The following is a 10,903-nucleotide window of genomic DNA, read 5'->3' on the forward strand; positions in this document are numbered from 1 at the left end:
TTTGTAAATCCCATCCAAATTCGGATATTCGCAATGAAAACTGGTAAAGAACTGAAACCCGGGACCGTGATCCGTCTCGAAAACGATCCTTGGCTGGTTCAGAAAGCTGAGTTCACCAAGTCGGGTCGTAACAGCGCGATCATGAAGACCAAGCTGAAGAACCTGCTGACCGGTTACAAGACCGAGATCGTCTACAGCGCCGACGACAAACTGGACGATGTGATCCTCGACCGTAAAGAAGCGACCCTGTCCTTCATCAGCGGCGACACCTACACGTTCATGGACACCACTGACTACACCATGTACGAGCTGAACGCCGAAGACATCGAAAGCGTTCTGCCGTTCATCGAAGAAGGCATGACTGACGTCTGCGAAGCCGTGTTCTTCGAAGAGCGCCTGGTTTCCGTAGAACTGCCGACCACCATCGTGCGTCAGGTTGATTACACCGAAGGCTCCGCTCGCGGTGACACTTCCGGCAAGGTCATGAAGCCTGCCAAACTGAAGAACGGTACCGAGCTGTCGGTTGCTGACTTCATCGAAATCGGCGACATGATCGAGATCGATACCCGCGAAGGCGGTTCCTACAAAGGCCGCGCTAAGTAAGCGCAGCCTTTTGTACGAAAAAGCCCGACCAATTGAGTCGGGCTTTTTTATTTCTGCTTTCTTCCTGATGCTTGTTACTTCAAGTGCTGCTTGAGCTCCTGGGATGCCTGCAACATCGCCGAACGCACCGCTGGCACCTGGCTCACCACGTTGAGCAAGCCATAGTCGTGAATCATGCCGTTGTAGCGCACGGCTGTGACCGGCACGCCGGCCGCGTCCAGTTTGCGGGCGTAGGCCTCACCTTCGTCGCGCAGCACGTCAGCTTCTGCGGTCTGCACCAGCGCGGGCGGCAGGCCCTTGAGTTGCGCGGTGGTGGCTCGCAGCGGTGAGGCATAGATCTCGTTACGCTGCCCGGCGTCGGTGGTGTAGTTATCCCAGAACCACTTCATCATGTTCTTGCTGAGGAAGTGCCCTTCGGCGAACTCGTTGTAGGACGCCGTCTCGAAGCTCGCGTCGGTCACCGGCCACAGCAGGGCCTGGAAGCGAATCGCTGGCGTGCCCTTGTCCTTGGCCATCAGCGCCACGACCGCTGCCATATTGCCGCCGACGCTATTACCCGCTACAGCCAGGCGCTTGCCATCGACATTGATTTCCTTGCCGTGCTCAGCCACCCATTTGGTCGCGGCGTAGGCTTGGTTGATCGCCACCGGATAATGCGCCTCGGGCGACGGCGTGTAGTTGACGAATACCGCGACGGCACCCGAACCCGCCACCAGATCCCGAACCAGCCGTTCGTGGGTCGGAAAATCCCCCAAAACCCAGCCACCGCCGTGGAAAAACATGAACACCGGCAGCTCCCCCTTGACCCCGGCCGGACGAACAATCGTCAGGCTGATCGGCTGGCCATCGACCTGGATGGTTTTCTCGCTGACGTCGGCCTTGGGCAGGGTCAGTTTGACCCCGGCCTGGGCGCCGACCAGTACGGCGCGGGCGTCCTTGGGCGACAGTTGTTCCAGCGGCTTGCCAGTCCCGGCATTCAGCGCATCGAGAAACGCCTGGGTGTTATGTTCGACGATGCCGCCAGCGAAGGCGCTGCTGACGCTCAGGGCGAGAAGGGTGCCGGTCAATGCTTTGCTGATCGTGTTCATGGGTATCTCCTTAAGTTCTGAAAAGTAAAAGTCAGGGCGAAGATCAGACGGTGACGTGCAGGCGCACATCAACGTTTCCGCGAGTGGCGTTGGAGTAAGGGCAAACCTGGTGAGCCGCATCCACCAGGCTTTGCGCATCGGCCTGGTCAAGGCCTGGCAGGCTGATGTTCAGGTCAATGTCGAGGCCGAACCCACCGGGGATCTGGCCGATGCCGACATGGGCGGTGATCGAGGCGTCGTCCGGGATTTTACGTTTGCTCTGGCTGGCGACGAATTTCAGCGCGCCGATGAAGCAGGCCGAGTAGCCAGCGGCGAACAGTTGCTCCGGGTTGGTCGCTGCACCGCCTGCACCACCGAGTTCCTTGGGCGTGGCAAGTTTGACGTCGAGGATGTTGTCGCTGGAGATGGCACGACCGTCACGGCCGCCGGTGGAGGTTGCGATTGCGGTGTAGAGAGTTTTCATGGTGGACGCCTCGTTTTTGGTTAGATATTTGCGCTAAATGTTTGCGCGCTAAGTAGGTGTGAAGGGAATGTACTGCGCAAATAATTAGTGCGCAATATAAATTTTCAAGACGAGGCGAGACCTGGCGATTGAAAATCGCTTAACTCATTGAGCTACAAGTAATTTTTCTTCAGGATTTTTTGATGTGCGCTGGAGGATTCGGGCGGGGAGTGGCCGCTCTCACGAGCAAGGCCACATCCACAAGGCGCAAGAGGAGGGGCGGATCAGAGGCTGTCCTGCAAATGCCCGCGCAGCGCCTGCAGGTCGAGCTGTAGTTTCTTCAACTGTTCAAGCGTCTGGCCACTGGCGGCGAGGATACATTGCGGAATATCCAGAGCCTTCTTCTGCAGGGCGCGACCTTGTTCGGTCAGCTCGACGATGACCACGCGCTCATCCTCGCGGCTACGGGTGCGGCTCAACAGGCCTTCGGCCTCCAGGCGCTTGAGCAGCGGCGTCAGCGAGCCCGGGTCGGTGAGCAGGCGGTTGCTGATTTCGCCGACAGTCAGGCCATCTTTTTCCCACAACACCATCATGGCCAGATATTGCGGGTAGGTCAGGCCCAGTGACTGGAGCAGCGGCTTATAGACCTTGGTCATCAACAGTGAGGTTGAATGCAAGGCGAAACAAACCTGGTTATCCAATAACAGGGCTTCGCAAGGGTCGGGGGTGTCGCGTTGGGTGTTCATGGCGGAAACCTTTCATCAATGATGCTATGAATCTAGCGGACGAACCTTTAATGCACCAGATAATTCTGATGGCCTGCTCAGACGTTTCATTTCCTCGTTAACGCCAACTGCGTAGGATAGGCGCCCTGATAAACGGGGGAGTCGTCTGTGATTGAGGTCGTGCAATATTTGCTGTTGGGCGCCGCGCTGGGCACGTTGGGGGGATTGTTCGGAATTGGCGGTGGACTGATCGCCATTCCGGTGCTGGGCGTATGGTTTGGCCTGGACCAGCAGATTGCCCAAGGCACGGCATTGGTGATGGTGGTCCCGAACGTGATGCTGGCGCTGTGGCGTTACCACCAACGCAATCGCATTGAGTTGCGCCATGTGTTGCCGTTGGCGTCCATGGGGTTCTGTTTCGCGTGGCTCGGCTCTATCTGGGCTGTAGGCATTGACGCCGAAAGCATGCGGATTGGCTTCGTGGTGTTCCTGATTGTTCTGGCGACCTACAACCTTATTCGAATGTTCGTCGCGACGGCGCCGGCTTCGGCACGGATGCGTCATGGCTGGCCATGGCTCGGTGTGCTAGGAGCAGCGTCGGGGACAATGGGCGGGCTGTTCGGCGTTGGCGGGGCCGTTGTCGCCACGCCGATTCTTACCAGCGTATTCGGTACAAGCCAAGTGGTCGCCCAAGGCTTGTCCCTGTCTCTGGCGCTGCCGAGCACGGGCGTGACGCTCGCCACCTATGCGTTTCACCATGAGGTGGACTGGTGGATCGGGCTGCCGCTGGCGGTCGGCGGGTTGATGAGCATCAGTTGGGGCGTCAAGGTCGCCCACGCCCTGCCAGAGCGATTGCTGCGTGGGTTGTTCTGCGGCTTTTTGGTGCTGTGTGCGGTGTTGCTCGTCTTTAAAGTTTGAAACCTTCGACGATGTGCTCGGCCAGGCATTCAGTGATTGGCGACGGGTTGTGCAGGTTGCGGATCAGCATGATGCTGGCTTCGGGCAGCTCCGGCAGGTTCTCGGCCTCGCCGAGCACGCGCATGTCAGGTGTCAGCAGGCTTTCCAATTGCGCGGTGATCGCCAGGCCCGCGCCGACCACCGCCATGAGCGCTGAAAGACTCGAGCTGTTGTACGCCACGCGATAATCGCGGCCCATGGCATCCAGCGCATTGCAGGCCCATTGTCGACAGAAACAATCACTATTGAACATCGCCAGCGGCAGCGGTGTTTGTTCATGGACGTTGAAACAGGCGGCTTCGGCCCAGACAAAACGCTCCTTGCGCAGCAACTGGCCAATTTCATCGCCTGGCTTGCGGGTGACGATGGATAAGTCCAGGTCCTGGCGCAGCAACAACTGCTTGGACGACTCGCAGTGCACCTCGATTTCGATCAGCGGATAAAACTGGGCGAAGCGCTGCAGGATTCCCGGCAGGAAGCGCATCACATAATCGTCCGGCGTGCCGATGCGCACGGTGCCGACCATGTGCGGTTCGCGCAGGGTATTGAACACTTCGCTGTGCAGCTTGAGGATCCGCCGGGCATAACCCAACAAGACCTGGCCTTCAGCGGTGAGCTTGACTTGTCGCCCGTCGCGCTCGAACAGGCGGCGCTGCAACACGTCTTCCTCCAGGCGCTTCATCTGCATGCTGACGGCGGACTGTGTGCGGTTGACCAACTCACCGGCGCGGGTAAAACCACCCTGGTCGGCGATGGCGACGAAGGTACGCAGCACTTCCGTATCGATGCTCGGGTAACTCGACAATTGATCAATCTCCGAGATGTATTGCATAAGAAACATTCGTTGGATTGATCTTAGCGTTAGCGCGAGACTTGAGCCATCCCCAACGGAGGACATCACGATGAAAGGTCAAAAAGGTTATCTACTGATCGATAAATTCTCATCCCACGGTTTTTCGCTCGGCGCGCTGTTGCACAAGTTTAGCCGCTGGTACGAATTGCACCACGAGCGCGAATTGCTGGCTTCGATGAGCGACGAGGCGCTCAAGGACATCGGCATCAGCCGTGCAGATGTAGAAAAGGAAGTGGTTCGGCCATTCTGGGATGACCCGATGCACAAATGAGCCATCCTTCCCTACACAAACCGCTTAATGGTGAGGTAGGTTGCGAGCAGAGAAGGAGATCTCCATGCCCGCGACTCTGTCCTTTACCCTCAAACAGGCCCGGCGCCTGGCGTTGGCCGCCCAAGGATTCAATGGGCGGTTACCGCCAGCTTCGGTGCAAGCTTCGCACGTCAACCGCTTGATCGAACGCCTCGGCGTGCTGCAAATCGATTCAGTCAATGCACTGGTGCGCTCGCACTACCTCCCGCTGTTCTCACGCCTCGGTCCCTACCAACGCGATTTGCTCGACCAGGCCGCCTGGAGCCAGGGACGCCGCCGCACGCTATTCGAATACTGGGGCCACGAAGCTTCGCTGCTGCCGATGTCGATGTACCCGCTGATGCGCTGGCGCATGGAGCGGGCGGCCCGTGGCGAAGGTGTCTATCAGCAGCTGGCGCGTTTCGGCCAGGAGCGCCAGGACGTGATTCGCCGAGTGCTGCAGTCGGTTCGTGAGCAAGGTGCGATTGGCGCGGGCAGCTTGTCCACGCGCGAGGAAAAGGCCGGTCCCTGGTGGGATTGGAGCGCTGAGAAACACGCATTGGAGTGGCTGTTTGCGGCAGGCGAAGTGACGGTGGCGGGGCGGCGTGGCTTCGAGCGGCTGTATGACTTGCCGGAGCGGGTGCTGCCGGATTCGATTTTGCAGTTGCCGCAGCCGGACGAAGCCCAGGCCCAACGCGCTTTGCTGCTGCACGCGGTGGATGCCCTGGGCATCGGCACCGAAAAAGATCTGCGCGACTACTTCCGCCTCGGTCCGGCCGAGAGCCGTGCGCGGCTGGCCGAATTGGAAGAGAACGGTGAGCTGGTGCGTTGCCAGGTCCAGGACTGGAAGCAGCCGGCCTGGTGTCGAGCGACTGCGACAGTTCCTCGCAAAGTGGCTGCCAGTGCGCTGCTCTCGCCGTTCGATTCGCTGGTCTGGGAGCGCAGTCGCACCGAGCGCTTGTTCGACTTCCGTTATCGCCTGGAAATCTACACGCCGCAGCACAAGCGAGTGTATGGCTATTACGTACTGCCGTTCTTGTACAACGAGCGGATCGCGGCTCGGCTGGACCTGCGGGCGGAGCGGGCCCTGAGTTGCCTGGCGGTGCATGCCGTGCACGAGCAAGAGCCTGGGTTGGACGAAGAGGGCATGCTGGCGCTAGCGCTGAATTTGCGGCGCATGGCCGATTGGTTGGGGTTGGAGCGGGTTCAGCTCAATTGCCGGCGGGACGGGGGCGTTCGATTGGCCAGCGCCTTGACGCAGGTCGGCAGCGCTTGAGCGGGCGCTATCGCGAACGTGCTCGCGATAGCGGTTTGACTGGCAATGAAGCGCCTAGCGCTTGACCTGCTTCAAAGTCTCGGCGATCAAGAAGGCCAACTCCAGCGATTGGTCGGCGTTCATCCGTGGATCGCAGTGGGTGTGGTAGCGGTCCGACAGGCCGTCCTCGGTGATCGGTCGCGCGCCGCCGATGCATTCGGTGACATTCTGCCCGGTCATCTCGATATGAATGCCGCCGGCATAGGTGCCTTCGGCTTCATGGACCTGGAAGAACTGCTTCACTTCGCCAAGAATCTGCGCGAAATCCCGGGTCTTGTAGCCGCTGCTGGCCTTGATGGTGTTGCCATGCATCGGGTCGGAGCTCCACAGCACTTGCTTGCCCTCACGCTGCACGGCGCGCAACAGCGGTGGCAGGTGCTCACCCACCTTGTTGGCGCCCATCCGCGCGATGAGGTTCAACCGACCGGGGTCATTGTCCGGGTTGAGCACATCGATCAGGCGGATCAGGTCGTCAGGGTTCATGCTTGGGCCGACCTTGACGCCGATCGGGTTGTTCACCCCACGCAGGAATTCGACGTGGGCACCGTCCAATTGACGGGTTCGGTCGCCGATCCACAACATGTGGGCCGAGCAGTCGTAATAGTCATTGGTCAGGCTGTCACGGCGCACGAAGGCTTCTTCGTAGTTGAGCAACAGCGCCTCGTGGGCAGTGAAGAAACTGGTTTCACGCAGTTGCGGCGAGCTGTCCATGCCGCAGGCGCGCATGAACGCCAGAGTTTCATCGATGCGGTCGGCCAGGTGGCTGTATTTTTCCGCCAGGGCCGAGTTGGCGATGAAATCCAGGTTCCACTTGTGCACTTGGTGCAGATCGGCGAACCCGCCCTGGGCAAAGGCCCGCAGCAGGTTCAAGGTGGCGGTGGACTGGTGGTAGGACTGCAGCAACCGCTCCGGATCTGGAACCCGACTTTTTTCATCGAAGCCGATGCCGTTGACGATGTCGCCCCGGTAGGCAGGAAGTGTCACGCCGTCGATGGTTTCATCGTTGGCCGAGCGCGGCTTGGCGAACTGCCCGGCCATGCGTCCGACCTTGACCACCGGGCAACCGGCGGCAAACGTCATGACGATCGCCATCTGCAAGAGCACCTTGAAGGTGTCGCGGATCTTCGCCGCCGAGAACTCGGCAAAGCTTTCGGCGCAGTCGCCGCCTTGCAGCAGGAATGCCCGGCCCTGGGTCACCTCGGCGAACTGACGGCGCAACTCCCGGGCTTCACCGGCAAACACCAGTGGCGGATAACTGGCCAGGGTCTGCTCCACCTGCAACAGGTGCGCGGCGTCGGGGTAGCGGGGTTGTTGCTGGATCGGCAGGGCGCGCCAGCTGTCAGGGCTCCAGGGTTGGCTCATCATGATCTCTAGGTGATTTACGCTCGGACGGCCATGTTATCAGCAAATTAGTACGTGACCTGTTCCGGTTGCTTCGCCGACAATCGCGCCTTTGCCCCGTATGCGTGGGCTCAAGCCGGCCCGGCAACCACAGGAGATGAAATGACAGAGGAGCGCGTCGAGCATTTGCTCGCCGAGGTGCATGACCAGTTCGGCATGATTCGCGTGTTCGAGGTGGCCGACTACCGGTTTCTCGAATTCGGCGACGCCATCGAGCAGAGCTGCGTGTTCACGGCCGATCCGAGCTGGCTCGAATACGACTACACCCGCGCCATGCTCATCGGTGCGTTGTGTCACGAGCAGCCGGAAAGCGCGCTGTTCCTGGGCTTGGGCGCCGGTACGCTGACCCAGGCGTGTCTCAAGTTCCTGCCATTGGAAGACGTCGAGGCCATCGAGCTGCGGCCCGATGTGCCGCGCCTGGCTATCGAATACCTGGGGCTGGACGATGATCCGCGATTGTACATCCGCGTCGGCGATGCCTTGGAGCTGCTCGAAACGGCGGAGCCGGCGGACTTGATCTTCGTCGACCTCTATACCGATGTCGGTCCCGGTGTCGGGCACCTGGCGTGGGGTTTCCTGGAAAACTGTCAAAAACGCCTCAATCCGGGCGGCTGGCTGGTGATCAACCAATGGGCCACCGACGATGGCAAGCCTCTGGGCGCGGCGCTGTTGCGCGGCCTGTACCACCGGCACTATTGGGAATTGCCGGTGAAGGAGGGCAACGTGATCCTGATCGTGCCGGCGGACCTGGACCAGGAGCTGGATATGGACGCACTGATATCCCGAGCCGAAGGGCTGGCGCCGCGATTGGGCTATTCGTTGCAATCGCTGATCAAGGCCATTCGCCCGGCGACTTGATCAGGCAAAGCAGTTCCCCTATGGCGAGGGAGCTTGCTCCCGCTGGGTCGCGAAGCGGCCCCTTCGATTTCAGATATCAACCCAGGCGTCTGCTTCGCAGCCGAGCGGGAGCAAGCTCCCTCGTCACAAGGGCGAAGGCGTCTGGAGATGAACCGTTTTAGCTGGCTGCTCCAAGGCCTTGCGACAGCGATCCCCATAACGGGGTTTGCCAATAAAAAAAGCTCCCTTTTTGGGCAAATTCCGGTATAGTGCGCGCCGGCCTTTAGCCGGGCCGCGTCAAGGTAGCGCAATTTTTCGAAGTCAGCTTCGGTTGCATGTCCGCACAACGGATGCTTCCACGACGTTCTTTTTCCATTCATTCGTTTTCGCAAATCCCCGCCGACAAAGCAGCCAGGGCGACTCTTGAGTCTCAACACGGCACGCGCAGCTTTGGAGCATGGGTCTTTGCGGATGCACTTAGAGGCAGACCCATGACCCAGGAAACCGGCGGCTTCGCCGCTTTTAATCTCAACCCGAACATTCTTGCTGCCGTCACTGCGACCGGCTACGAAGAACCTTCGGCGATTCAGCAGCAATCGATCCCGATCATCATGGCCGGCCACGACATGATTGGCCAGGCGCAAACCGGTACGGGTAAAACCGCTGCGTTCGCCCTGCCGATCCTGCATCGCATCGATCCTGCCAAGCGCGAGCCGCAAGCCCTGATCCTGGCGCCAACCCGTGAGTTGGCGCTGCAAGTAGCAACCGCTTTCGAAACCTACTCCAAGCAAATGCCTGGCGTTACCGTTGTGGCCGTTTACGGCGGCGCCCCGATGGGCCCACAACTGAAAGCCATCCGTAATGGCGCGCAGATCGTTGTCGCCACCCCGGGTCGCCTGTGCGACCACCTGCGTCGTGACGAGAAAGTCCTGGCTACCGTGAACCACCTGGTTCTCGACGAAGCCGACGAAATGCTCAAGCTGGGCTTCATGGATGACCTGGAAGTCATCTTCAAGGCCCTGCCGGCAACTCGCCAGACCGTATTGTTCTCGGCCACCTTGCCGCAATCGATCCGTGCCATCGCCGAACGCCACCTGCGCGACCCGCAGCACGTGAAGATCCAGACCAAGACCCAGACCGTCACCGCGATCGAGCAGGCTCACCTGCTGGTTCACGCTGACCAGAAGACTTCCGCCGTCCTCAGCTTGCTGGAAGTGGAAGACTTCGACGCCCTGATCATGTTCGTGCGCACCAAGCAAGCGACCCTGGACCTGGCCAGCGCCCTGGAAGCCAAAGGCTACAAAGCTGCTGCGCTGAACGGCGACATTGCCCAGAACCAGCGTGAGCGCGTGATCGACTCCCTCAAGGATGGCCGTCTGGACATCGTTGTGGCGACCGACGTAGCTGCCCGTGGCCTGGACGTTCCGCGCATCACCCATGTATTCAACGTTGACATGCCGTACGATCCGGAATCCTACGTGCACCGTATCGGCCGTACCGGTCGTGCTGGTCGCGAAGGCCGTGCGCTGCTGCTGGTCACCCCGCGTGAGCGCCGCATGCTGCAAGTGATCGAGCGTGTCACCGGGCAGAAAGTGGCTGAAGTTCGCCTGCCGGACGCACAAGCCGTTCTCGATGCGCGCATCAAGAAACTGACCAACAGCCTGTCGCCGCTGGTGGCTGACGCCGAATCGACCCACGGTGATCTGCTCGATCGCCTGACCGCCGACATCGGTTGCACCCCGCGTGCCCTGGCCGCGGCCCTGCTGCGCAAGGCTACCAATGGTCAGGCGTTGACCCTGGCTGCGATCGAGAAGGAGCGTCCGCTGGTGCCGAACAGCGCACCGCGTGGCGATCGTCCAGAGCGTACCGGTGATCGTCCGGACCGTGGTGATCGCGAGCGTCGCGCGCCGATCCCGCTGGCCGAAGGTCGCGCTCGCTGCCGTACCGCGCTGGGTGCTCGTGACGGCATTGCCGCCAAGAACCTGCTGGGCGCCATTCTCAACGAAGGCGGCCTGGCCCGCGAAGCCATCGGGCGCATCCAGGTGCGTGACAGCTTCAGCCTGGTGGAATTGCCGGAAGATGGCCTGGAGAAGTTGCTGACCAAGCTCAAGGACACTCGTGTCGCCGGCAAGCAGCTTAAACTGCGCCGTTACCGCGAGGATTGATCAGCCTGCGGGTTGATTGATCGAGCATAAAAATCCCCGACTGGTTCGGGGATTTTTTTGCGTGCGCCAGGCATGGCGCGTTGCGCGTAAGCGCAACCAGCTTGGCTGTGGTGGCCACGCTGGTGACTTGGAGGTGAAAGTCCTCTACACACCCGGCAAGGGGAAGTGTTAGCCAGAGGCAAGGGTGTCGCGGGTGACTGCGAATCTGAAGGAAGCCCGAGGCAAAAT

General features: G+C 60.3%; 11 protein-coding genes. 6 read left to right on the plus strand and 5 right to left on the minus strand.

The genetic code is table 11. The annotated features are described in order from the left end of the window. Window positions 1–33 precede the first annotated feature (33 nt). On the plus strand, window positions 34–603 hold the full coding sequence (locus HU806_RS06225) for an elongation factor P (protein WP_003199385.1): 570 nt from the start codon (window positions 34–36) through the stop codon (window positions 601–603). Between the two features lie 74 nt (window positions 604–677). Here HU806_RS06225 and HU806_RS06230 read toward each other — a convergent pair whose 3' ends face one another. From HU806_RS06230 to HU806_RS06240, 3 genes are all read right to left on the minus strand, one after another. Further along, window positions 678–1,691 carry an alpha/beta hydrolase gene (locus tag HU806_RS06230; protein ID WP_186610541.1) on the minus strand — a complete coding sequence of 338 codons (1,014 nt, stop codon included), beginning with the start codon at window positions 1,689–1,691 and terminating at the stop codon, window positions 678–680. A 43-nt stretch (window positions 1,692–1,734) separates the two neighbouring features. Beyond that, window positions 1,735–2,154, minus strand: a complete 420-nt coding sequence (locus tag HU806_RS06235; RefSeq protein ID WP_186610542.1) for an organic hydroperoxide resistance protein — start codon at window positions 2,152–2,154, stop codon at window positions 1,735–1,737. Window positions 2,155–2,417: 263 nt separating this feature from the next. Then, window positions 2,418–2,879 (minus strand): MarR family winged helix-turn-helix transcriptional regulator, encoded by a 462-nt coding sequence (locus HU806_RS06240; RefSeq protein WP_186610543.1) that lies wholly within the window; start codon window positions 2,877–2,879, stop codon window positions 2,418–2,420. Between the two features lie 147 nt (window positions 2,880–3,026). Between HU806_RS06240 and HU806_RS06245 the strand changes: the two genes are divergently transcribed. Next, the gene (locus HU806_RS06245; RefSeq protein WP_186610544.1) at window positions 3,027–3,776 is read left to right on the plus strand and encodes a TSUP family transporter; all 750 of its coding nucleotides are present in this window, start codon (window positions 3,027–3,029) and stop codon (window positions 3,774–3,776) included. Here the strand turns inward: HU806_RS06245 and HU806_RS06250 are convergent. After that, a complete protein-coding gene (locus HU806_RS06250; RefSeq protein ID WP_030141879.1) occupies window positions 3,766–4,620 on the minus strand; it encodes a LysR substrate-binding domain-containing protein in 855 nt (284 codons plus the stop codon). The two genes, HU806_RS06245 and HU806_RS06250, sit on opposite strands and share 11 nt — an antisense overlap. Window positions 4,621–4,717: 97 nt before the next feature. Between HU806_RS06250 and HU806_RS06255 the strand changes: the two genes are divergently transcribed. Continuing rightward, window positions 4,718–4,939: a DUF1127 domain-containing protein gene (locus HU806_RS06255; RefSeq protein ID WP_186610545.1), complete on the plus strand. Its 222-nt coding sequence runs from the start codon at window positions 4,718–4,720 to the stop codon at window positions 4,937–4,939. A 64-nt stretch (window positions 4,940–5,003) separates the two neighbouring features. Continuing rightward, complete coding sequence (locus HU806_RS06260; RefSeq protein ID WP_186610546.1) at window positions 5,004–6,233, plus strand: winged helix-turn-helix domain-containing protein; 1,230 nt, start codon at window positions 5,004–5,006, stop codon at window positions 6,231–6,233. Between the two features lie 54 nt (window positions 6,234–6,287). Here HU806_RS06260 and HU806_RS06265 read toward each other — a convergent pair whose 3' ends face one another. Further along, window positions 6,288–7,634, minus strand: coding sequence for a class II 3-deoxy-7-phosphoheptulonate synthase (locus tag HU806_RS06265; protein WP_186610547.1), 1,347 nt, complete (start codon window positions 7,632–7,634; stop codon window positions 6,288–6,290). Between the two features lie 141 nt (window positions 7,635–7,775). On the opposite strand from HU806_RS06265, the gene HU806_RS06270 reads away from it, so the two are divergent. Both HU806_RS06270 and HU806_RS06275 read left to right on the plus strand, forming a co-directional pair. Beyond that, entirely contained in the window at window positions 7,776–8,531 is a 756-nt protein-coding gene (locus HU806_RS06270; RefSeq protein ID WP_186610548.1) for a spermidine synthase, read from the plus strand. 470 nt (window positions 8,532–9,001) lie between these two features. Next, entirely contained in the window at window positions 9,002–10,675 is a 1,674-nt protein-coding gene (locus tag HU806_RS06275) for a DEAD/DEAH box helicase (RefSeq protein ID WP_072408331.1), read from the plus strand. Window positions 10,676–10,903: the final 228 nt, after the last annotated feature.

The sequence above is a fragment of the Pseudomonas sp. SWRI154 genome (assembly GCF_014268645.1).
In the GTDB taxonomy this organism is placed as follows: domain Bacteria; phylum Pseudomonadota; class Gammaproteobacteria; order Pseudomonadales; family Pseudomonadaceae; genus Aquipseudomonas; species Aquipseudomonas marvdashtae.